The following is a 21,421-nucleotide window of genomic DNA, read 5'->3' on the forward strand; positions in this document are numbered from 1 at the left end:
CTACCGAATTCCATCATGAGAAGCATTGCCCAGATCCTCAGCGACAGCAAGACCATCGCCATCGTCGGCCTGTCGAACAAACCCGACCGCGCCAGCCACGAGGTGGCGGCCTACCTGCAGGAGCAGGGCTACCGCATCGTGCCGGTGAACCCGAGCTATGCGGGCGACTCCATCCTGGGCGAAACGGTCTACGGCACGCTGCAGGAAGCGGCCGACGCCCTCGCCGGCGGCGGCCAGCGGATCGACATCGTCGACTGCTTCCGCAAGTCCGAGGACATCCCGCCGATCGCCCGCGATGCGATCGCCGTGCGCGCCGGCTGCCTGTGGATGCAGCTCGACATCGAGAACCAGGCCGCCGCCGACCTCGCGCGCGCCGCCGGGCTCGACGTCGTCATGAACCACTGCATCAAGATCGAGCACCGCAGCCTGAGAGGGTAAGCGCGGTACAATCGTGGCATCACCAACCAGGGAACTCCCGCCATGATCAAGACCACCGCCTTGCTGTTCGCCTCCCTCGCCGCAGCCGTCATCGCTCCGCCGGCCGCAGCACAGGCGGCGGCCGCACCAGCTGCCGCACGCATGCCGGCCAGCTGCCCGGCCATCCTCAAGCAGAATTTCAAGCGCCTGCAGGACGACGCGCCGCAGGACCTGTGCCAGTACGCCGGCAAGGTGGTGCTGGTCGTGAACACGGCCAGCTACTGCGGCTTCACCAAGCAGTATGAAGGGCTGGAGAAGCTGTACGCGAAATACGGCGGCCGCGGCCTGGTGGTGCTGGGCTTCCCGTCGAACGACTTCGGCAAGCAGGAGCCGGGCAATGCGAAAGAGATCGCCGACCTCTGCTTCAACACCTACGGCGTGAAGTTCCCGATGTTCGCCAAGAGCGTGGTCACCGGCCCGGAAGCCAACCCGCTGCACGCCAGTCTCACCAAAGCCACCGGCCAGGCGCCGAAATGGAACTTCACCAAGTACCTGATCGGCCGCGACGGCAAGGTGCTCGAGCACTTCCCGAGCAAGGTGACCCCGGAAGATCCTGCGCTGGTCGGCAAGATCGAGCAGGCACTCGCTCCGTAATACTCAAGCTAGGCTGCCGTCGTCGAGAATGACGGCGCGCAGCGGCCCGCGCAGGGCATTGCAGACGACGATGTCGTCCGCCTCTTCCAGCATCTCGCGGGTGATCACGCGCTCGCTCGCGTTCCAGGCCGGCGCCTGCAGCATCACGCCGCGCATCACGCCCGGCAGCAGGCCACAGGACAGCGGCGGCGTATACCAGGCCGTACCGAAGCGCACGAACACATTGCTGCGTCCCCCCTCGGTCAGTTCCCCGCGCTCGTTGAAGAACAGGCAGTCGAAGGCGCCCTGCGCCTCGGCGGCGCGCCAGGCCGCGTCGTAGCGGCTGCGCACGTTCGTCTTGTGGCGCAGGAACAGGTCGCCCGAGTGCGTCGTCTCGCTCGCCAGCAGCAGCGTCACCGGTTCGGCCAGGGGCGTCAATGGCGCTGCCTGCAGGTTCAGCGCACCGGCCTGGTCCACCGCCAGGCGCACACGGTGCAGCTGGCCGGGGGGCAGGGCGAGGCAGGCCTCGTTCAAGGCGGCACGGGCGGCGCCGAAGTCGAAGGGGAGTCCGAAATGGCGGCAGGACGCGGCCAGGCGGTCGAGGTGCTGTTCGACGTGGCGGCAGCCGTCGTCCCAGGAGGCGCGCAGGGTCTCGAAGATCTCGAGCTCGTTGGGCAGGCCGGTCAGGAAGCGCGCCTTCAACTGGCATTCGGCGAATTCGGAAGGCGCATCGCTGTCGTAGACGATGCCGGCGCCGACGCCCAGTTCGCCCTGGCGGGTGCCGCCCTGGGACGCGCCCAGGGCCAGGGTACGGATCGGCACCGACAGGCAGAAGTCGCCGAAGGCCTTGCCGTCCTGGGGAGGATCGAACCAGCCGATCGCGCCGGTATAAATGCCGCGCGCGCTCGCTTCGAGTTCGTGGATGATCTCCATGGTGCGGCGCTTGGGCGCGCCGGTGATCGAGCCGCAGGGGTAGAGCGCGGCGAACACCTGTTCGAGGCTGACGTCCGCGCGCAGGCGCGCCTGCACGGTCGAGGTCATCTGCAGCACGGCGCCGTAGCGGCGCACTTCGAACAGCGCCGGCACCTCGACGCTGCCGGTCTGCGCCACCCGTCCCAGGTCGTTGCGCAGCAGGTCGACGATCATCAGGTTCTCGGCGCGGTTCTTGGTGTCATGGGACAGCGCATCGGAGCGCTGCGCGTCCACGGCATCGTCGCCGCTGGCCGGCGCCGTGCCCTTCATCGGGCGTGCCGTCAGCACGCCGGCATCGTGGCGCACGAACAGTTCGGGCGAGAAGGACAGCAGGGCTTCGCCGCCAGGCAGCGCCACCAGGGCGCCGTAGGGCACGCGCTGGCGCGCGCGCAGCCGCGCATACAGCTTGACCAGCGGTCCGAATGCCTCGAAGCGCAGGCGGTAGGTGTAATTGACCTGGTAGGTGTCGCCGGCGGCGATGTAGTCGCGGATGCGCCGGATGGCATCGGTGAAGGCGGCTTCGTCGACGTTCGGGTTGACACCGGCCACGCCCGCCGGCTCGCCGGTCGTGGCGCGGGTGGCGATCCAGGCCTCGACCTGGGCCGCGTCCAGGTGCTCGCACTGTTCGAACAGCAGCACCTGCGCCAGCGCGCTGTCGACCGCGTGCGCGGGCACCCCCTGCAGCTGCGCCCCGAGTTCGTAGCTGAGCAGGGGAAGCGCGTACAGGCCGCGTGCCAGCGCCTCCTGCATCTCCTGCAGCAGCTGCGGCCAGCCGGCTGCCTCGCTACAGCGCAGCGTGCCGGCGTGGCGGCTGTACAGGCGCGAGCGGGCTTCGCCCGAGCTGCCTGCATCGTCCAGCAGCGCAAAGACTTCCTGGGTGTCCATGGTGCCTCGCTTGCAGCCTTACGCTGCCAGCAGCAGCGACAGCTGCAGGGCCGTGCCTTCGGCCGGGTTTTGTTTGAAGCCGCTCTTGGCGAAGCGGTGCCAGCGTCCGGTCACGTAGCTCACCAGCAGGCTGGCGCGCGCCGCGACGTCGGTCTCGACGCCATGGCCCTGGGTGACGGCGACCCGCAAGGCCCCCTTGAACGCCAGCTCGACCTTGTCGTAGAAGCCGTTCATGCGCTGCTGCAGGCGCTCGTCCTCGCCCACCAGGGCGTCGCCGATCAGCACCCGGGTCATGCCCGGATTATTGCTGGCGAAGGACAGCAGCATCTGCAGGATCGCATGCGCCTGGTGCACGCCGTCTTCTTCGCGCTCGGCGATCTGGTTGATCAGGCCGAACACGCTCGACTCGATGAATTCGATCAGGCCCTCGTACATCTGCGCCTTGCTGGCGAAGTGACGGTACAGCGCCGCCTCCGATACCGACAGGCGCGCCGCCAGCGCCGCCGTGGTGATCTTCTCTCCCTTCGGCTGCTCGAGCATCGAGGCCAGGGCCTGGAGGATTTGCAGCTTGCGCTGGCCCGGCTTGGTGCTTGCCATGTGATCCCTAATCAGTAGTTGGTCGTCGTTTCAACGCAGCCGGTGCAGGCGCGCCGGTAGTTGCCGCACGGATTTTACTTTGACATCGACGTAACCGGGGCGTTTCAGGGTCCGCGGCAGTGGCGCCTTGCCGATCGGGTCGCTCATGCGCAGGTATTGCGTCACCCAGACGGTACGCAGCCCGAGGCGGCTGGCGCTTTTCAGGTTGGCCAGGGTGTCCTCGACCAGGATGCAGCGGCGCGCCGCCACGCCGTGCTTGCGCAGCAGGCGGCGCAGCATCAGGCTGGAAGGCTTGGGCCGCAGCTGGCGGTGCACGTGCATGTGCTCGATCGCGACGTGGTGGGCGAAATGGCGGCTCAGGCCCAGGTGGCGCATCACGTCGGTCGAATAACGCGTCGGCGCATTGGTGAGCAGGATCTTGCGGCCGGGAAGGCGGCGCAGCAGCGTGCCCAGGCCCTTTTCGGCGCGCACCAGCTTGTCGAGGGCGCCGAGGTCGTGCGTCATGTGCAGGAAGTCGGCCGCCGATACCCCGTGGTGGCGGATCATGCCGAGCAGGGTGGCGCCGTAGCGCTTCCAGTAGCCCAGGCGCGCGGCGTCGACGACCGCCTGGCTGGCCGGCGTGCCGCCGTCACCCAGCACGCGCGCGATATAGGTGTTCATGTTCGCGCTGATGGCCGGGAAGATCGCATGCGAGGCGTCATGCAGGGTGTTGTCGAGATCAAACAGCCAGACGGGAGAAGCAGGGTTATGATTTGGCACGGTTTAAAGCACAACAAGGAGAAGTGAATGCGGCGACGTCCGATTATAGTGGTGTTCTTCAGCTTGTTCCTGCTGGCCTTCCAGGCGCTGGCAGCGGAACGGGGGGCGCTGTTCAAGGCCACCGACAAGGGCAAGACACTGTACCTGTACGGCACCATGCACGTCGGCCGTGCCGACTTCTATCCGCTCGAGCCGCGCATCCGGGCGGCAATGGCGGCCGCCCCCACGCTAGTGCTGGAAATCGACATGTCGGGCAATCCTGACGCCATCGCGGCTGCGGTCCGGCAGCATGGCATGTTCGCGCCCGGCAGCCCGGGCTATGCGGGCCTGGCGCCCGAGCGCCGCGCGCGCATCGAAGGCGCGCTCAGGAAGCAGGGGATCGATCCGGCTGCGGTGGCGCAGTTCAAGCCCTGGATGCTGATGACGATGCTGGCCGTGCTCGACACCGTCAAGCTGGGCTACGACCCGGCGCTCAGCGTCGACGAACACCTTGCCGCGCTGGCGCGCCAGGGCAAGACCCGCGTCGCCGAACTCGAGACGATGCAGTACCAAGCTTCGCTGCTGAACCGCTTGCCGGACGAGCAGCAATGGCAGCTGCTGGAAGAAACCCTGGACAACATGGCCTCGGGCCGCCAGCTGCGCGAGACGCGCGAGATGCTCGAGGCCTACGAGCGCGCCGACCGCAAGGTCCAGGACGGCCTGATGCAGCGGGTGCAAAGCGATGACAGCCTGACCGGCAAGTTCATGCGCGATATCCTGCTCGACGAGCGCAACGGACCGATGGCGGACAAGGTGGCCTCGCTGCTGGCGCGCGAAAACAATGCGGTGGTGGCGGTGGGCTTGCTGCACCTGCTGGGACAAGGCGGATTGCCGGAGCTGCTGCGCAAGCGCGGCATCAAGGTGGAGCGGATCTACTGAGGGGATTACTGCGGGAGGGGAGTGGTGCCCTTGACGTGGATTGAACACGTGGCCTCTCCCTTACCAAGGGAGTGCTCTACCACTGAGCTACAAGGGCATTCAGGTCATCTCTTGTGGCGAAGTTTCCGCCACAAAAAATTTAGTGAGACCGGATCATAGTGCCAAAAGCCTGTTCGGTCAAGACTTCCAGCAACAAACTGTGCTCGATGCGGCCATCGATGATGTGGACCGTGTTCACGCCCGACTTGGCCGCGTCCAGGGCCGACGAGATCTTCGGCAGCATGCCGCCGGAAATCGTGCCGTCTTCGAACATCTCGTCGATCTCGCGCGCCGACAGGTCGGTGACCAGCTTGCCGGTCTTGTCCTGCACGCCGGCGATATTCGTCATCATGATGAGTTTTTCGGCTTTCAGGATCTCGGCGATCTTGCCGGCGACGACGTCGGCGTTGATGTTATAGGCCTGGCCGTCCTGGCCGAAACCGATCGGCGAAATGATCGGGATGAAGGCATCGTCCTGCAGCGCCTTGACCACGGCCGGATTGATCGCCTCGATCTCGCCGACGAAACCGATGTCCAGGAATTCGCCCGGCTTTTCCTTGTCCGGCATCGCCATGCGGCGTGCACGGATCAGGCCGCCGTCCTTGCCGGTCAGGCCCACCGCCTGGCCGCCGTAGTGGTTGATCAGCATGACGATGTCCTGCTGGACCTCGCCGCCCAGCACCCACTCGACCACTTCCATGGTTTCTTCGTCGGTGATGCGCATGCCCTGCACGAAGCTGCCCTGCTTGCCGATCTTCTTCAGCGCGTTGTCGATCTGCGGACCGCCGCCGTGCACCACGACCGGGTTCATGCCCACCAGCTTGAGCAGGATGACGTCGCGGGCGAAGCCGTGCTTCAGGCGCTCGTCGGTCATGGCGTTGCCGCCGTACTTGATGACGATGGTCTTGCCGTGGAAGTTACGGATGTACGGAAGCGCCTCGGCCAGGATCTGCGCCTTGATCTGCGGCGATACCTTGGTCAGATCATTGGGCTGGTCGTCGGGATTCAGGCTGCTCAGGGTAGCGTTCATGGAGGGTCCAAAATAAATGTCGCAAGATTTTAAGGCAAGGGGATATGACTTGTGCTGATTATATGGGGTTTTGTTGTATTTTATTGGCCTGATCCTTGCCGTACCGGACAATGAACGTTTTCACTTGGAGCAAACGATGAGCACCTGCACCCGCTGCGGCGCCGAATTCGGCTGCGCCATGGTCGACGGCAGCCCTGAACCCTGCTGGTGCACCGCCTTGCCGCCGGCGCTTCCCGTACCGCAGGAAGCCGCCGGCTGCTGGTGCCCGGCCTGCCTGCGCGCCCATATCGAAGTCGAACTAGCGAAACGCCGGATGTTGTAGGGTGGACGGCTCCGCCGTCCGCGCGTTCGACCAGCAATGGAATAGCCGAGCGGGCAGTTTTAGCCAAGTTTGGACGCGCGCACGGCAAAGCCGTGCACCCTACGCTCAGCGCTGCGTCCGGAAGAAACGCATCATTTCGCGGCTCGCATCCGGTCCCTTGCCATCGGTATAACTGCCGCGCGCATCGCCGCCCGACCAGGCGTGGCCTGCGCCATGGATCAGCCAGTGTTCGGCGTGGACGCTGCCGTCGTCGTGGTGGTGCATGGTGCGGGTGTAGGCGTGGCCGTTCGGCACCTGCCCCGGCTCCACCGCGGTCCGGCGCGCACCTTTGGCGCGGACCTGCGCCACCAGCTCGTCGCCGTTGGCAGGATGGACGGTGGTGTCGCGGTCGCCGTGGAACACGATGATCGGCACCGTGCGTCCCGGCGCCTGGCTGCGGCGGAAATCGCCCTTCATCGCCGCCAGTGCCGAGGGCAAGTCCCTGGCCGCGGCAAACGGCAGCCCCGAGTGAACGCCGACGGCGGCATACAGCTCCGGATACAGCGTGCCCATGATGGTGGCCATGGCGCCGCCGGCCGACAGTCCGGCGACGAAGACCTGGCTTTGGTCGACCGCGTGGCGTGCCATTACGTCGCGGGTGATGCCGGCAATGATCGAGGGCTCGCCGCGGTCGCGCTGCTGGTCGGTCTCGTTGAACCAGTTCCAGCAGCGTGAGGGATTGGCGGCCTGCGACTGGGCCGGATACACGACCAGGCAGCCCAGTTCTTCCGCCAGCGCGTTCATCTGCGTGCCGTGCGCGAAATCGTCGGGATTCTGGGTACAGCCGTGCAGCATCACGACCAGGGCGGCCGGTGCTTCCGTCAGCGTGCTCGGCACATACAGCTTGTAGTCGCGGGTGCCGGCTTCGTTGCCGAAACTGCCGCTGCTGAAGCTGCCCGGCCACGGGTTGCTGCTTTCCGTGCCGGTGCCGCCCAGGCCACCCAGCCCGCCCAGTCCGCCATTCAGGCCGCCGAACTGTTCGCGCACCGAGTCCATCGTGCGCTGCAGGTTGGCCAGCATGTCGGGGACGACGTCGGTGGCGACGCGTTCGCGCGCCGCTTCCTGGCTGGCGTCGTCGTTGGCGGCCGCGCCCTGCGGCGGTGGATTGATGTCGCGCATCGGCGGCGGCGAGCCGGGAGCCGGGGTGGGCCGCTGGAAGGCGGTCGCGTGTTTCATGGCTTCCTGGACGATGGCCGTCGTGTCCACCGGCCCTTTCTTCAGCAAGGCGTTGGTGGCCTTGCGCATCTGCGCGAGCAGGTGGAGATTCAATTTCATGCTTGTCCTTTGGCCGGCGCGATCACTCGATGCGCCCGGCTAGTGCCGCCTTGACCGCGCTGCTGGCATGCAGCGCTCCGAGGACGACGATTGATTCGATGGTATCCAGCGCCAGTTCGGGCGGGACGTCGTGGGCAATGCTGGCCAGCCCCAGTACCTGTATCTGCAGGCGTTCACCGGCCTCGCGGGCCCGCTCCAGGTCGGCGCGCGTGTAGTGGTGCATGCCGAGCACCAGGCTGCGCCGCGCCACGGTCTGGCGCACCACGTCGGCGTGCGCCAGTAACTGGTTGCGGATCGCCGTGCGGATCAGGTCGGAACGGTTGGCATAGAAACCTTCGCTCACCAGCAGGTCGATCTGTCCGAGGTCGATCGGCCCCAGGTTGATCGTGATCTTTTCCGAATCCGCCGGTCGCGCCGGTTCCCGTGTTGCCGCTTTCATTATTTCCCTGGTCATGATGCCCTTCGCTTCCTTACGCCACGCTTGCACCATCCATCTGGATGGTCTGGGGAGTGTACGCCGATCATGCGACGGAGAACACCCCAAATGGGACAGGCTGCGTTAATCTGCGAACATGCGTGCAGAAATACAACTCGGCCATTGCTTCGAATGGCGCTATACGATCCCCCGGCGGGCCAGCGTGCCCGAGCTCTACCACGACACGCCTTTCTGCCGCGACATGCCGGAGGTGCTGGCCACCGGCTACCTGGTCGGCATGATGGAACTGGCCTGCCTGCACGGCCTGATGCCTTTTGTTGACTGGCCGCGCGAGCAGAGCCTGGGCACGATGGTCGAGTTCCGCCACCTGGCGCCGACGCCGCCGGGCATGACGCTCACCATCCGCGGCGAGGTGCTGGAAGTGGATGGCAGGCGCGTGCGCTTCCGGGTCGAGGCCTGGGACGAGGTGGAAAAGGTGTGCGAGGGCGTGCACGAGCGCCATCTGATCGACCCGGAACGTTTCGCCGGCAGGCTGGCGCGCAAGCAAGAGATGTCATTGACCCGCCATGAACAAGGCGCAAAATAGCGTGACCCGCTGCTGACATTCATGCATAGTGGAATGTCAACTTTATATTTTTCAGGTGCGTATGTTGAATTCTCAACAGGCTGAGCGCGGCGCCGCTGGCGTGCCGCTGGTCGTCGACCTCGACGGTACCCTGACCCTGACCGATACCCTGGTCGAGTCCGTACTCGTGCTGGCCCGGCAGTCGCCTCTCAGCCTGTTGCGCCTGCCGTTCTGGCTCCTGCGCGGCCGCGAAACCCTGAAAACGGAAATCGCCCGGCGTGTCAGCTTGCGGGCGGAACAGCTGCCTTACCGCACCGAGCTGCTCGATTACCTGCGTGCCGAAAAAGCGGCCGGACGCGAGATCGTGCTGGCCACGGCCGCCCACCACAGCATTGCCGACGGCGTCGCCGCCCACCTTGGCCTGTTCGACCGCGTGCTGGCGACCGACAGCACCCGCAACCTGAAGGGCAGCAACAAGCTGGCCGCCATCCGCGAAGAACTGGGTTCGCATTTCGCTTATGCCGGCGACAGCCCGGCCGACCTGACCGTCTGGGAAGGCGCCCAGGCCGCCGTGCTGGTCGGCGCGTCGGCATCGCTGGCGCGCCAGGTGCGCAGGGAGCACGTGGTCGAGAAAGAGTTCGCCCGCCCGGCCGCCGGCCTGAAGGTCTGGCGCAAGGCGCTGCGCGTGCACCAGTGGGCCAAGAACGTGCTGCTGTTCGTCCCGATGCTGACCGCGTTCTCGTTCGCGCCAGCCGATATCGCCACCATGCTGCTGGCCTTCCTGTGTTTCTCGCTGGCCGCCTCCGCCACCTACATCGCCAACGACCTGTGGGACCTCGGCAACGACCGCCTGCATCCGCGCAAGCGCCTGCGTCCCTTTGCCAGCGGGGTGCTGCCGATCACCTCCGGCGTCGCGGCGGCCGTGCTCCTGCTGGCCGTCGCCTTCGGGCTCGCCTTCACCGTCAACGCCGGCTTCGCCGGCATGCTGCTGGCCTACGTCGTCATGACCACCATCTACAGCTGGCGCCTGAAGGAATACGTGCTGGTCGACGTCATGGCGCTGTCGATCCTGTACACCCTGCGCATCGTCACCGGCTCGGTGGCGGTGGGCATCCACACCAGCTCCTGGCTGCTGGCCTTCTCGCTGTTTGTCTTCCTCAGCCTGGCGCTGGTCAAGCGCTGCTCGGAACTCAAGTCCCTGCAGGGCAGCGGCGGCATCAGCACGCGCGGACGCGACTACCGCGTGGCCGACCTGGCCGTGCTGTGGCCGATGGGCCTGGCCTCGGCGATGTCGGCAGTGGTCGTGTTCGGCCTCTACATCAACGCACCCGAGACCCAGGCGCGTTACGCCAGCCCGACGCTCTTGTGGGGCGCGGCGGCCATGCTGATCTACTGGCTGGGACGCCTGTGGATCAAGACCGGGCGCGATGAAATGGACGACGACCCGGTCCTGTATGCGCTCAAGGACCGCGGCAGCCGGATGGTGGTTTTCGCGATGGGCGGTATCATGGCATGCGCTTATTTTTTAGACCTTAACGTCGTACTCTGATGCCCCTGACGCTCGAACCCGAACTGCAAAGCCCCGTCCCTTCGCCCTGCATCAACGTATGCCAGATGGAGCCCGCCACCGGCCTGTGCCGGGGCTGCCTGCGCACGATCGACGAGATCGTCGCCTGGGGCAGCGCCGGCGACGACTACAAGCGCGCCGTGTGGGCCGAGATCCGGCGCCGCGAAGCCGAGATCGACTGGGGCTGAGGTGAGCCGGGGCCCGTCGCTTCCATCGTCGATCCAGGTCTTCGAGCGCGGCTGGCTCTCGTCCAACAACGTCCTGTTCACGGGCGGCGAAGGCACGGCGCTGGTCGACAGCGGCTATGTCACCCACGCGCCGCAGACCCTGGCGCTGCTGCGCCAGGCCCTCGGCGCGCGGCCGCTCGAGCGCCTGCTCAACACCCACCTGCACTCGGACCACTGCGGTGGCAATGCACTGCTGGCGGCCGCCTATGGCTGCCGGATCGCGATTCCGGCAGCGGAGGCGGCCAAGGTCGCCGCCTGGGACGAGGAGGCGCTCAGCTACCGCGCCACCGGCCAGCAATGCGCACGCTTTTCCTTCGATGCGACCCTGGCGCCGGGCGATCGCCTGGTGCTGGGCGGCCTGCACTGGACGGTCGCCGCGGCGCCCGGCCACGATCCGCACGCCCTGCTGTTCTTCTGCGAAGAAGAGGGCATCCTGATTTCCGGCGACGCGCTGTGGGAAAACGGCTTCGGCGTGATCTTCCCGGAGCTCAGCGGCGAGCCGGGTTTCGACGAAGCCGGCGCGACGCTCGACCTGATCGCCACGCTCGATCCGCGCGTTGTCATTCCCGGCCACGGGGCCCTGTTCGGCGACGTGGCCGGAGCCCTGGCGCGGGCCCGTTCGCGCCTGGACTATCTGAGCGCCGACCCGGTGCGCAACGGAGAAAACGCGGTCAAGGTGCTGCTCAAGTTCCTGCTGCTGGAGCGGCGCACGCTGCCGCTTGCCACCCTGCCTGCAGTGCTGGCCGCGATCCCGCTGGTCGAGCGCGTACGCGTGAAGCTGCTGGGCCGGGGCAGGGAGGAACTGGCGCAGTGGGCCGTGGCTGCCCTGGTGCGCGCCGGCGCCGCGCGCGTGGAGGCAGACCGGCTACTGGATGTTTAGAGTCAAAAATCTAGCACGATCGTTCTTTTTTCACGGCATAATGCCCTGAGTGATTTGATCAACCGACTAACGAGAGCCTTCCATGACGCTGCCACCCGTGCTGCAAGACCTGTCCCTCCCCGTCATCGCCTCGCCGATGTTCATCGCCAGCGGCCCCGCGCTGGTGGCGGCCCAGTGCAAGGCCGGCATCGTCGGTTCCTTCCCGGCCCTGAACGCGCGCCCGGCCGAGCTGCTCGACACCTGGCTGACCGAGCTGCAGGGCGAACTGGCCGCCTACCAGGCCGCCAATCCGGGCGCCAGGGTGGGACCGATCGCGGTGAACCAGATCGTGCACCAGTCGAACGACCGCCTGGCCCACGACGTCGAGGTCTGCGTGAAGCACCAGGTGCCGATCATCATTTCCTCGCTGCGCGCGCCGCCGAAGGAGATGCTGGACGCGGTCCACGCCTACGGCGGCATCGTGCTGCACGACGTGGTCTCGATCCGGCATGCGGAAAAGGCGCTGGAAGCGGGCGTGGACGGCCTGATCCTGGTGGCGGCCGGCGCCGGCGGCCATGCGGGTGCGCTGTCGCCGTTCGCGCTGGTGGGTGAGGTGCGCAAGTTCTTCAGTGGCCCGATCGCGCTGTCCGGCTCGATCGCCACCGGCGACGCCATCCTTGCGGCGCAGGCGATGGGCGCCGATTTCGCCTACATCGGTTCGCGCTTCCTGGCGACCAGGGAATCGAACGTCACCGACGCCTACCGCGACGCGATCGTGGAATCGACGGCGGCCGACGTGGTGTACACGAATCTGTTCACCGGCGTGCACGGCAACTACCTGAAGAAGTCGATCGTCGCGGCCGGCCTGGATCCCGACAACCTGCCGGAATCGGACAAGAGCAAGATGAGCTTCGGCGCGGGCAGCGCCAAGGCCTGGCGCGACATCTGGGGCGCCGGCCAGGGCGTGGGCCTGATGGACGACGTGCCGACGGTGGCCGAGATGGTCGCGCGGCTGAAGGCGGAATATGCCGCCGCGCGTGCCCGCCTCAGTTTGACGTAGGGTGGACGGCTTCGCCGTCCGCGCGTTCAACTACACCGTGAGATAACGCGCATCGTCCGCTCAAGCACTGTTTGAACGCGCGGGCGGGAGATCCGCCCACCCTACAACATCAATCCAGGCGCTTGGCGTCCGGCGTCGGGAACGGCGGCGCCGGTTCGGCCGAACTCAGGTCGTCCGGGCTGATCGACCACAGGCCCGGCAGGTTGCGCCAGTAGTTGTAGACGTCCATGCCGAAGCCGACCACGAATTCGTTCGGCAGGGTCAGGCCCACCAGGTCGGCCTTGATCGGCTTGGCGCGCTTGAGGTCCTTGTCCGCGAACACCGCCACGATGACTTCGGCCGCGCCCATGTCGAGCAGGCGCTGCTTGACGTGGGCGAGGGTTTCGCCTTCGTCGAGGATGTCGTCGACCACGACGATGGTGCGGCCCGCCACGTCCTGGCGCGGGATCACCTTCCACACGATCTGGCCGCCCTGGTCGGCGTCGCCGTAGCGGCTGACGTGGATGTAGTCGAACTCGAGCGGGAAGTCGAGCTGCGGCAGCAGGTGGCCGGTGAACACGACGGCGCCGCCCATCACGCCCAGCACCAGCGGGAAGGCCTTGTCCTGGGGATTGCCGAAGCGCGCGTTCAGCTGGTCGGCGACACGTGCCACCGCGGCCAGGACTTCTTCCGGCGTGACGATCTGGGTGGCGTTGGCGAGGAGCGCGCGGGCGCGGTCATGGTGGTAGTCTTGCATGTCGTTCTGTCTTCTGGTGTAAAGATGGCGGTTTGATTATGCGCCAATCGGGTGCACGGGGGCGTTCCTGTTGGAATCAGCTGCCGCTGATTTCGCGTTGCAGCTTGCGGGTGAGCTTGGCGAATACCAGCTCGTAGGAGCGGCGCAGCAGGGCGGCGAACTCCTCGTCGTCGAGCTGCGCTTCCGGCGTCACGAAGACCCACTTGGCGCGGGCCAGGTAGGGCGCGGGAACGATGCCGGGCCGGTCGGTCAGTTCCAGGAAGCGCTCGTCGTCGGCCTTCAGGCTGAATCCCGTCGAGGGGCCGTCCTTGTTGGTCACCGCGAACATCTTGCTGCCGACCGAAAAGACGGTGTCGTGGTCCCACTTGGTGTCTTCGGTACAGCCGGGGAGGCTGCGGCAGAGGGCCTTGGCCGCTTCAAAATCCATGGTGTCTCCTGTGCCGGCCTCGAGGCCGGTCGTGTGGTTCATGTGCGCGCCATTGTAGCGCGCCCGCCGTGAGATGGCGGCCTTTAGTTGACGTCATGCAATAAACCGGAGCGCCACATAGGCGCATTGCGGCGTATCATACGTGGCTTGGAAAACAACGAACGACCAAGCCATGTCCACTCCCGAATTCGAACAAGCCCGCAGCAATCGTCTGGCCCAACTGCGCAGCGCGATGGCGCGCGCCGGCATCGACGCCTACGTCGTGCCGTCGAGCGATCCGCACCTGTCGGAATACCTGCCCGGGCACTGGAAGGGCAGGGAGTGGCTCTCCGGCTTCACCGGCTCGGTCGGCGCCTTCATCGCCACCGCCGGCTTCGCGGGGGTGTGGACCGATGGCCGCTACTGGACCCAGGCCGAGACCGAACTGGCCGGCAGCGAGATCGCCCTGATGAAGATCCCGGGCGCGGCGAGCCAGATGCATGTCGACTGGCTGGCCGCCAAGCTGAGCGCCGGCCAGACGGTCGCCGTCGATGCACGCGTGCTCGGCCTGGCCGGCGCGCGCCTGTTGTCGGATGCACTGTCCGCCAAGGGCATCCGGCTGCGGACCGACGTCGACCTGCTCGACGAGGTTTGGCAGGACCGTCCTGCATTGCCGGCCGATCCGGTGTTCGAGCACCTGCCGCCTTATGCGACCATGAGCCGCGCCGACAAGCTGGCTGCGACCCGCGCCGCGATGGAGCAGCATGGCGCCGGCTTCCATGTCATCTCGACGCTTGACGACATCGCCTACCTGTTCAACCTGCGCGGCGCCGACGTCAGCTTCAACCCGGTGTTCCTGGCGCATGCGCTGATCGGCCGCGCCGATGCCACCCTGTTCGTCGGCGAAGGCAAGGTGCCGGCTGACGTGCGCGCGCGCCTCGAATCCGACGGCGTGCACCTGGCGCCTTACGCGAATGCCGCCACCGCATTGGCGGCGCTGCCGGACGGCGCCACCCTGCTGCTCGACCCGCGCCGCGTGACGGCCGGCATGCGCGCCGCGGTGGCCCAGGGCGTCAACGTGGTCGAAGCGATCAACCCGACCACCTTCGCCAAGTCGCGCAAGCTCGACAGCGAAGCGGTGAACGTGCGCGCCGCCATGGAGCAGGACGGCGCGGCCCTGTGCGAATTCTTCTCCTGGCTGGAGCAGGAGCTGGAAAACGCCGGCCGCGCGCCACTCGACGAAGTGGCGATCGACACCCACATCACGGCCGCCCGTGCGCGCCGCCCGAACTTCATCAGCCCGAGCTTCTCGACCATCGCCGGCTTCAACGCCAACGGCGCGATCATGCACTACCGCGCCGCGCAAGAGAGCTGCGCCGTCATCGAAGGCGACGGCCTGCTCCTGATCGACTCGGGCGGCCAGTACCTGGGCGGCACCACCGACATCACGCGCGTGATCCCGGTCGGCACCCCCTCCAGCGCCCAGAAGCGCGACTACACGCTGGTGCTGAAAGGCCTGATCAACCTGTCGGCGACCCGCTTCCCGCGCGGTACCCGCGCGCCGCTGCTCGACGCCATCGCGCGCGCCCCGATCTGGGCCGCCGGCATCGACTACGGCCACGGCACCGGCCACGGCGTCGGCTACTTCCTGAACGTGCACGAAGGCCCGCAGACGATTTCGCCGGCGGTGCCGCCGGACCCGCATACCGCGATGGAGCCGGGCATGATCACCTCGATCGAACCGGGCATCTACCGTCCGGGACGCTGGGGCATCCGCATCGAGAACCTGGTGCTCAACCAGCTGGTCGAGACCACCGAGTTCGGCGACTACCTGGGCTTCGAAACCCTGACCCTGTGCCCGATCGACACCCGCCCGCTGGAGCGCGCGCTGCTGCGCGAGGACGAGATCGCGTGGCTGAACGCCTACCACGCCACCGTGCGTGCACGCCTGGAGCCGCACGTGCGCGGCGCGGCGCGCGACTGGCTCTTCAAGCGCACGGAGGCGATCTGATGGCCAGCTCCCGTTCCACCCGCGCCAGCGCGGCGGTCGAGCGCCTCAAGAAGCGCACCGGGAACAGTGCCTACTCGATGGCGCGCACCGGCGACGGCCTGTTCTACCTGTCCGAGGCGCCCGGCGCGCCCGCGCTCAACGCGCCGCTCGAGCTGGACGACTTCGTCGCCTTCGTGAACGGCCTCGGCCCGCAGGAAGTCAAGCGCATCAGCAAGCATGACGAAGCCTTCGAAAAGCAGCTGGTGCGCAAGAAGCCGGGAGCGTAAGGTCCATCCATGCCTCCTTTGCCGAATGCACTGCTTGCCGCCTACTGGTCCGAAGCCAGCATCATCACCAATGGCCTGATCCTGCTGCACCTGGCCGGCGCGCTGGCGCTCGGCCTGCTGGTCGGCTACGAACGCGCCTACCACGGCCGCGCCGCGGGCATGCGCACCTACGGGCTGGTGTGCATGGCCTCGGCCGCGCTGACCATCCTGGCCGGCTATCCGGACTTCTGGTACGGCGGCCATGGCGGCGTGCTGGCGCCGGTCGACCCGACCCGCATCATCCAGGGCGTGGTGACCGGCATCGGCTTCCTCGGGGCCGGCGTCATCATGCGCGAAGGCTTCAACATCAGCGGCCTGACCACGGCGGCCTCGATCTGGGCCTCGTCCGCGATCGGCATCCTGGTCGGCGTCGGTTTCTACCTGGCGGCGATGGGCCTGGCCTTCTTCTCGGGCATGATCATGATCTACCTGAACCGCCTCGAGACCATCCTGCCGGCGCGCCATGCGGTGGCGGTGCGGATGCGCTTCAAGCCGCAGGTGCTGCCGCGCGAAGAAGTGCTGCGCCAGGCCGCGCTCGAGCGCGGCTACGAGATCGCCGGCAGCTCGCTCACGATCAGCAGCGACGAGGGACGCCAGGAATGGCGCTTCGTGGCGCTGGCGCTGTCGAACCGCAGCGGCGCGCCGCTGTCGGAGCTGGCTCAGGAGCTGGCCGCGTTCGAGGGACTGGAAGCCTTCCAGCTGTCCCACGCCCGCAATTAAAAAATCAAACAAGAATAACGCGCTATATCCATTACTGGGGTTCATCAATGCAAGCACAAGACGTCCTCGATTTCTGGTTCCTGCCGGAGGGCAGCCCGGGCCACGGCAAACAGCGCATCGAATGGTTCCGCAAGGACGAGGCCTTCGATGCCGCACTGCGCGAACGCTTCGGCGGCCTGATTGCCCAAGCCGTCGCCGGCGGGCTGCGCGAATGGGACGAAGTGGGGCCGCGCGGCACGCTGGCGCGCATCCTCGTGCTCGACCAGTTCACCCGCAATGCCTTCCGCGGCAAGCCGGAATCCTTCGGCGGCGACACCCTGGCACTGCTCGCCGCGCGCCAACTGGTGGACTCCGGCGAGCACTTGGCCTTGAGCCCGGTCGAGCGCCAGTTCGTCTACATGCCCTTCGAGCACGCGGAAGACGCGCGCATGCAGGAACAGGCCGTGACCCTGTTCACCGAGCTGGCCGCCCAGCACGAAGGCTTCGGCGAGGCGCTCGACTATGCGCACCGCCACCGCGGCGTGATCGCCCGCTTCGGGCGCTTCCCGCACCGGAACCTGATCCTCGGCCGCGCCTCGAACCCCGAGGAGCTGGCCTACCTGGCGCTGCCCGGCTCCGGGTTCTGACGTGGCGCCGACGCTGAACCTGGTCGGCGCCGGCCACGTCGGCCGCGCGCTCGGGCGCCGGTTCGCCACCACGGGCGCCTTCGCGATCCAGGATGTGCTGACCCGCAGCGAAGCCGGTGCCCGTGACGCGGTGGTCTTCATCGGTGCCGGCCGCGCCTGCGCCGGCATGGCCCAGCTGCGCCCGGCCCAGGTGTGGATGCTGGCGGTGGGCGACGACGCGATCGCCCCGGCCTGCGCCGCGCTGGCGCAAGCCCAGCCCCTGGAAGGGGCGGTGGTGTTCCACTGCAGCGGCGCCAAGGCATCCGGCGAACTGGCGGCGGCGCGCGACGCCGGCGCCCTGGTCGCCAGCGTGCATCCGGTGCGCAGCTTCGCCGATCCGGCCGCGGTGGCGGCGGATTTCGCCGGCACCTTCTGCGGCGTCGAGGGCGACGCCGCCGCGCTGGCCCTGCTGGAACCGGCGTTCACGGCGATCGGCGCACGGCTGGTGCGCATCGACCCGGCCGCGAAAACCGTCTATCACGCGGCCGCCGTATTCGCGTCGAATTACCTGGTGACCGTGGTCGACGCGGCGCTGCGCGCCTACGCGGCAGCCGGGGTGCCGGAAGACGTCGCGCGCGAACTGGCGCGGCCGTTGGCCACCGAGGCACTGGCCAATGTGTTCCGCATCGGTCCCGCGGCGGCGCTCAGCGGCCCCGTCGCGCGCGGCGACTTCGCCACCGTGGCGCGCCAGCAGGACGCCGTCACGCGCTGGGATCCCGCGACCGGCCGCCTGTACGAAGCGCTGGTGGCGCCGACCGCCGACCTGGCCCGCCGCAAGTTGACCCATCCATAGGAGCTTCCATGTTTTTCACCGCCTGGGCCACCCTGGCCGCACTCGGCGTGTACTTCTGGACCGGCGTGAACGCCGGCCGCGCGCGCATCCGCCACGACATCCCGGCACCGATCATGGACGGCCCCGAAGAATTCCTGCGCTGCCAGCGGGTGCAGGCCAATACCCTCGAACAGCTGCCGCTGCTGCTGGTGCCCTTGTGGCTGTGCGCTTTCTACCTGGGCGACCTGTGGGCGGCGGCGGGCGGCCTGCTGTGGTGCCTGGGCCGCATCGCCTACGCGCTCGGCTATTACCGCGACCCGGCGCGGCGGGAACTTGGCTTTGTTATCGGCATGCTGGCTTGTGCGTTGTTAATTGGCGGCACCGTTTGGGGTCTATTGCTGCGCTAAAGCGAAAAAAGCGCAGAGATTGATCGACAAAGTTCCCGGAGAGCAATAAGCTGTGATGCTACAACGACCAACCGATCCGCCAGCCGCGCCTTTGCGCGATGCCGCCGGACGGCAACAGGAGAAGGAGATCACATGCTGTTCCTGAAGAGCACCAGCGTCACCAAGGCCCCGGGCATCTACGATGTCGATGTCGCCGCCAAGCCGCCGGGCAAGACCTTCGGTGTCTTCCTGGCCACGGATCCGGATAATCCGCCGCAAACCGTGCTGGCAGGCCTGGCCGAACTCGGCTTCAAGAACACCCACCAGCAGGGCTATATCCACAAGGACAAGGGCAAGGTGCTGGACCTGCATTTCCAGAAGGATGGCACCGACCTGTTCAGCGGTTGGAAAGCCGAGGAGTGCGCCGCCAACCTGGCCGCGCTCGAAGCCCTGTTCGGCAACGTCGGCGTCAACGTGACGCCACGTGTCATGAGTTTGGCCGAAGCCTACGCCTGATACCTTAGGCCTGTACCCGGCAATGCGGCGATCGTCGCGAAATCCAGCGCGAACGCCCGCGAAAACGCCAGCTTCTGCTGAACATCATCTGGTCGGCGACCTTGTCGAGCGGACCGCGGCCCGGGGTGCTGCATCGGCGACGGCAGGCAGGGCGCCGGCAGTGAGCGCCGCGCCGAGGAAGTGACGTTTGTCCATGCGAAAATGCGGTGGTGGCGGAAACCGTCATCATAGCCATGAAACAAGACAATGGATTTATTTGCCTCAGCCCCGGCCTTGATGCCGATTCCGATCCGCGACGGCGAACTGGCCTTCCTGGCCCAGTTGCCGCTGCCCTGGCCGAATGACGAGGTGCTGGCGCGCCTGCGCGCCGAAACCGCCTGGCGTGAAGAAACCGTGACCGTCTACGGCAAGCGCCACCTGCAGCCGCGCCTGAGCGCCTGGCATGGCGACAAGGCCTACCGCTACTCGGGCCTGAGCCTGGCGCCGCTGCCCTTCACGCCCCTGCTCGACACCATTCGTCGCGCTGCCGAAGAGGTCACCGGCCGCCGCTACAACAGCGTGCTCCTGAACTATTACCGCGATGGCCGCGACAGCATGGGCATGCACAGCGACGACGAACCGGAACTGGGGTCCGAGCCGGCCATTGCTTCGGTCAGTTTCGGCGCCACCCGGCCTTTCGTCCTGCGCCACAAGCTCAGCAAAGAGACGCTCAAACTGCCGCTGACCGATGGCAGCCTGCTGTTCATGGCCGGCGCCATGCAGGCTAATTGGATGCATGGCATCAACAAAACAGCACGTCCCCTTGGACCGCGCATCAACCTAACTTTTCGTAAGATCGATTAAGCACCACGCTATTTTCATGATCTTTTTATAAAATATCTAACCCATCGGTCAGCAATTTACATTTGCTTACAGTTCTTACGGGTTTCAGGCCTTTTATTAAGAGAAACGAATGCTATGTTGGCTACATCGCGATTCAATGTGAATCGCGAACCAGTCAAAGGATTCGCGTAATGAAAAAGCTTCTCGTCGTACTGATCGCATCCGCCGCCGCCATGTCGGCGGCCCAGGCCCAGACCACCGCACCGCGCGCCTATGTCGGCGCCGGTATCGCCAGCGCTGACCATGACTTCAAGGTCTCCGGCACCTCGAATGCCGATACTGAAGGCTACAAGGCTTCCGGCAAGCTCTTCGGTGGCTACGAGTTCAACCAGACCTGGGGCGTCGAAGCGGGTTATACCGATTTCCGCAAATCGGACGTGAATTACACGATCGGCGGCGTGAACGCGCGCGGCGAGACCGACGGTCACGCGCTCTACCTGGCCGCCAAGGCGACCATGCCGGTGAACGAGCAGTTCTCGGTGTACGGCAAGCTGGGTGCGGCGCGCACCAAGAGCGAGCTGGAGACGGTCAATGCTGTGCAGAACATGAGCCGCAGCAAGACCGAAGCCTATGGCGCACTCGGCGCGGAGTACAAGCTGAACCAGAACGTCTCGCTGATCGGCGAATACGAGCGCTATGGCAAGAGCAAGGACTTCGGCGCGAAGGCCGATGTCTGGACCATCGGCGCGAAGTACGCTTTCTAAGCGTTCACGGCATCAAAAGCAAAAGGCCCTGCGGGGCCTTTTGTTTTTTTGTGATCACAGCCGTGCAAAGCCGTGCGACTGCGGCCGGTGCACCCAAGGCGGCACAATCAGTTGCGGCGCCGGCATCGCATGGCCGGCGCTGACGAAGCGGTGCAGCGAGGACCACGGCCATTCGCGGGGGTGGCTGCAGAAACCGTGGCGGAAGGCATCGGTGTGGGTGTAGTCGACCAGGGCTGCGTACTCGTCGTCGTCGCCGACCCGGTAGTGCTGGTAGTGGCGTTCCCAGATCGCACCATCGTTGGCATCCGGCACCGTGGACTTGCGCAAGGCCTTGGAGAACGCGATCTTGACGGCCCGCCAGCGGCTCGAGCAGTCGTGGTCGCCCGGCGGCAATGTCCATATCGCATGTGCATGATCCGGGAGGACCGTCCAGGCATCGACGTGGAAGGGTTTGCGCACGCGTGCCAGGCGCATGGCTTCGCCAAAGGCGGAGATATGGTCTGTCAGCAGGGTGCTGCCGCGTTCGAGCAGGCGCACCGTGAAAAAAAACGTCCCGCCCGGGACGCGGTTGTCGCGGTAATCAATCATACGCTCCGTCAGTCCGTCCCTTGCAAAGGCAGCGGACATTCCAGGCCATCTGGCCAATCGCTGAAGATTTTACACACGCCCTTGAGTTAGTCGCGTTCGTTTCCGGGAATAAAAAAACCCCGCATGAGCG

At 66.5% G+C, this 21,421-nt stretch carries 27 protein-coding genes and 1 tRNA gene; 18 read left to right on the plus strand and 10 right to left on the minus strand.

Annotated features, from left to right (window positions below; translation table 11 throughout):
- Window positions 1–15 precede the first annotated feature (15 nt).
- Window positions 16–438, plus strand: a complete 423-nt coding sequence (locus ACSQ25_RS25580; protein ID WP_436108549.1) for a CoA-binding protein — start codon at window positions 16–18, stop codon at window positions 436–438.
- A gap of 42 nt (window positions 439–480) precedes the next feature.
- Entirely contained in the window at window positions 481–1,071 is a 591-nt protein-coding gene (locus tag ACSQ25_RS25585) for a glutathione peroxidase (protein WP_436108550.1), read from the plus strand.
- A gap of 3 nt (window positions 1,072–1,074) precedes the next feature.
- On the opposite strand, the gene pabB is transcribed toward ACSQ25_RS25585, so the two are convergent.
- The 3 genes from pabB to ACSQ25_RS25600 are packed head-to-tail and all read right to left on the minus strand — an operon-like array spanning window position 1,075 to window position 4,263.
- Window positions 1,075–2,907, minus strand: a complete 1,833-nt coding sequence (pabB, locus tag ACSQ25_RS25590; RefSeq protein WP_436108551.1) for an aminodeoxychorismate synthase component I — start codon at window positions 2,905–2,907, stop codon at window positions 1,075–1,077.
- Window positions 2,908–2,925: 18 nt separating this feature from the next.
- Window positions 2,926–3,504, minus strand: a complete 579-nt coding sequence (gene slmA / locus ACSQ25_RS25595; RefSeq protein WP_436108552.1) for a nucleoid occlusion factor SlmA — start codon at window positions 3,502–3,504, stop codon at window positions 2,926–2,928.
- Window positions 3,505–3,534: 30 nt separating this feature from the next.
- Entirely contained in the window at window positions 3,535–4,263 is a 729-nt protein-coding gene (locus ACSQ25_RS25600; protein ID WP_436108553.1) for a pyrimidine 5'-nucleotidase, read from the minus strand.
- 27 nt (window positions 4,264–4,290) lie between these two features.
- Between ACSQ25_RS25600 and ACSQ25_RS25605 the strand changes: the two genes are divergently transcribed.
- The gene (locus ACSQ25_RS25605) at window positions 4,291–5,181 is read left to right on the plus strand and encodes a TraB/GumN family protein (protein ID WP_436108554.1); all 891 of its coding nucleotides are present in this window, start codon (window positions 4,291–4,293) and stop codon (window positions 5,179–5,181) included.
- Window positions 5,182–5,203: 22 nt separating this feature from the next.
- Here the strand turns inward: ACSQ25_RS25605 and ACSQ25_RS25610 are convergent.
- A tRNA-Thr gene (locus tag ACSQ25_RS25610) sits at window positions 5,204–5,278 on the minus strand.
- A 42-nt stretch (window positions 5,279–5,320) separates the two neighbouring features.
- Complete coding sequence (gene argB / locus ACSQ25_RS25615) at window positions 5,321–6,250, minus strand: acetylglutamate kinase (protein WP_436108555.1); 930 nt, start codon at window positions 6,248–6,250, stop codon at window positions 5,321–5,323.
- 136 nt (window positions 6,251–6,386) lie between these two features.
- Between argB and ACSQ25_RS25620 the strand changes: the two genes are divergently transcribed.
- Entirely contained in the window at window positions 6,387–6,572 is a 186-nt protein-coding gene (locus ACSQ25_RS25620) for a cysteine-rich CWC family protein (RefSeq protein ID WP_436108556.1), read from the plus strand.
- Between the two features lie 105 nt (window positions 6,573–6,677).
- On the opposite strand, the gene ACSQ25_RS25625 is transcribed toward ACSQ25_RS25620, so the two are convergent.
- Both ACSQ25_RS25625 and ACSQ25_RS25630 read right to left on the minus strand, forming a co-directional pair.
- Window positions 6,678–7,886, minus strand: a complete 1,209-nt coding sequence (locus tag ACSQ25_RS25625) for an extracellular catalytic domain type 1 short-chain-length polyhydroxyalkanoate depolymerase (RefSeq protein ID WP_436108557.1) — start codon at window positions 7,884–7,886, stop codon at window positions 6,678–6,680.
- Between the two features lie 22 nt (window positions 7,887–7,908).
- On the minus strand, window positions 7,909–8,340 hold the full coding sequence (locus ACSQ25_RS25630) for a CopG family transcriptional regulator (RefSeq protein WP_436108558.1): 432 nt from the start codon (window positions 8,338–8,340) through the stop codon (window positions 7,909–7,911).
- Window positions 8,341–8,458: 118 nt separating this feature from the next.
- Between ACSQ25_RS25630 and ACSQ25_RS25635 the strand changes: the two genes are divergently transcribed.
- The 5 genes from ACSQ25_RS25635 to ACSQ25_RS25655 all read left to right on the plus strand — a co-directional run bounded on the left by ACSQ25_RS25635 (window position 8,459) and on the right by ACSQ25_RS25655 (window position 12,600).
- Complete coding sequence (locus tag ACSQ25_RS25635; RefSeq protein WP_436108559.1) at window positions 8,459–8,908, plus strand: thioesterase family protein; 450 nt, start codon at window positions 8,459–8,461, stop codon at window positions 8,906–8,908.
- Window positions 8,909–8,969: 61 nt separating this feature from the next.
- A complete protein-coding gene (locus ACSQ25_RS25640) occupies window positions 8,970–10,436 on the plus strand; it encodes a UbiA family prenyltransferase (protein ID WP_436108560.1) in 1,467 nt (488 codons plus the stop codon).
- Window positions 10,436–10,642 (plus strand): DUF1289 domain-containing protein, encoded by a 207-nt coding sequence (locus ACSQ25_RS25645; protein WP_436108561.1) that lies wholly within the window; start codon window positions 10,436–10,438, stop codon window positions 10,640–10,642. Before ACSQ25_RS25640 ends, ACSQ25_RS25645 begins: the two co-directional genes overlap by 1 nt.
- A gap of 1 nt (window position 10,643) precedes the next feature.
- A complete protein-coding gene (locus tag ACSQ25_RS25650; RefSeq protein WP_436108562.1) occupies window positions 10,644–11,561 on the plus strand; it encodes an MBL fold metallo-hydrolase in 918 nt (305 codons plus the stop codon).
- 82 nt (window positions 11,562–11,643) lie between these two features.
- Window positions 11,644–12,600: an NAD(P)H-dependent flavin oxidoreductase gene (locus tag ACSQ25_RS25655; protein WP_436108563.1), complete on the plus strand. Its 957-nt coding sequence runs from the start codon at window positions 11,644–11,646 to the stop codon at window positions 12,598–12,600.
- A 109-nt stretch (window positions 12,601–12,709) separates the two neighbouring features.
- Here ACSQ25_RS25655 and ACSQ25_RS25660 read toward each other — a convergent pair whose 3' ends face one another.
- Together ACSQ25_RS25660 and ACSQ25_RS25665 are read right to left on the minus strand one after the other, a co-directional pair.
- The gene (locus ACSQ25_RS25660; protein ID WP_436108564.1) at window positions 12,710–13,336 is read right to left on the minus strand and encodes a hypoxanthine-guanine phosphoribosyltransferase; all 627 of its coding nucleotides are present in this window, start codon (window positions 13,334–13,336) and stop codon (window positions 12,710–12,712) included.
- Between the two features lie 76 nt (window positions 13,337–13,412).
- Window positions 13,413–13,805, minus strand: coding sequence for an MmcQ/YjbR family DNA-binding protein (locus tag ACSQ25_RS25665; protein WP_436108565.1), 393 nt, complete (start codon window positions 13,803–13,805; stop codon window positions 13,413–13,415).
- A 130-nt stretch (window positions 13,806–13,935) separates the two neighbouring features.
- Here ACSQ25_RS25665 and ACSQ25_RS25670 point away from each other — a divergent pair, with 130 nt between their 5' ends.
- From ACSQ25_RS25670 to ACSQ25_RS25710, 9 genes are all read left to right on the plus strand, one after another.
- Window positions 13,936–15,753: an aminopeptidase P family protein gene (locus tag ACSQ25_RS25670; RefSeq protein ID WP_436108566.1), complete on the plus strand. Its 1,818-nt coding sequence runs from the start codon at window positions 13,936–13,938 to the stop codon at window positions 15,751–15,753.
- Complete coding sequence (locus tag ACSQ25_RS25675) at window positions 15,753–16,019, plus strand: hypothetical protein (RefSeq protein ID WP_436108567.1); 267 nt, start codon at window positions 15,753–15,755, stop codon at window positions 16,017–16,019. The genes ACSQ25_RS25670 and ACSQ25_RS25675 overlap by 1 nt, the downstream gene beginning before the upstream one ends.
- A 9-nt stretch (window positions 16,020–16,028) precedes the next feature.
- Window positions 16,029–16,778 carry an MgtC/SapB family protein gene (locus ACSQ25_RS25680; protein ID WP_436108568.1) on the plus strand — a complete coding sequence of 250 codons (750 nt, stop codon included), beginning with the start codon at window positions 16,029–16,031 and terminating at the stop codon, window positions 16,776–16,778.
- A gap of 47 nt (window positions 16,779–16,825) precedes the next feature.
- A complete protein-coding gene (locus ACSQ25_RS25685; RefSeq protein ID WP_436108569.1) occupies window positions 16,826–17,404 on the plus strand; it encodes a DUF924 family protein in 579 nt (192 codons plus the stop codon).
- A gap of 1 nt (window position 17,405) precedes the next feature.
- Window positions 17,406–18,236, plus strand: coding sequence for a Rossmann-like and DUF2520 domain-containing protein (locus ACSQ25_RS25690; RefSeq protein WP_436108570.1), 831 nt, complete (start codon window positions 17,406–17,408; stop codon window positions 18,234–18,236).
- A gap of 8 nt (window positions 18,237–18,244) precedes the next feature.
- Window positions 18,245–18,622 carry an MAPEG family protein gene (locus ACSQ25_RS25695; protein WP_436108571.1) on the plus strand — a complete coding sequence of 126 codons (378 nt, stop codon included), beginning with the start codon at window positions 18,245–18,247 and terminating at the stop codon, window positions 18,620–18,622.
- A 132-nt stretch (window positions 18,623–18,754) separates the two neighbouring features.
- The gene (locus ACSQ25_RS25700; RefSeq protein WP_436108572.1) at window positions 18,755–19,117 is read left to right on the plus strand and encodes a hypothetical protein; all 363 of its coding nucleotides are present in this window, start codon (window positions 18,755–18,757) and stop codon (window positions 19,115–19,117) included.
- A 246-nt stretch (window positions 19,118–19,363) separates the two neighbouring features.
- A complete protein-coding gene (locus tag ACSQ25_RS25705; RefSeq protein ID WP_436108573.1) occupies window positions 19,364–19,960 on the plus strand; it encodes an alpha-ketoglutarate-dependent dioxygenase AlkB family protein in 597 nt (198 codons plus the stop codon).
- Window positions 19,961–20,130: 170 nt separating this feature from the next.
- Complete coding sequence (locus ACSQ25_RS25710) at window positions 20,131–20,703, plus strand: porin family protein (RefSeq protein WP_436108574.1); 573 nt, start codon at window positions 20,131–20,133, stop codon at window positions 20,701–20,703.
- Between the two features lie 54 nt (window positions 20,704–20,757).
- Here the strand turns inward: ACSQ25_RS25710 and ACSQ25_RS25715 are convergent, their stop codons facing one another.
- Window positions 20,758–21,291, minus strand: coding sequence for an REP-associated tyrosine transposase (locus ACSQ25_RS25715; RefSeq protein WP_436108575.1), 534 nt, complete (start codon window positions 21,289–21,291; stop codon window positions 20,758–20,760).
- Window positions 21,292–21,421: the final 130 nt, after the last annotated feature.

Source organism: Massilia sp. LjRoot122, from assembly GCF_964252725.1.
Lineage (GTDB): Bacteria > Pseudomonadota > Gammaproteobacteria > Burkholderiales > Burkholderiaceae_D > Telluria.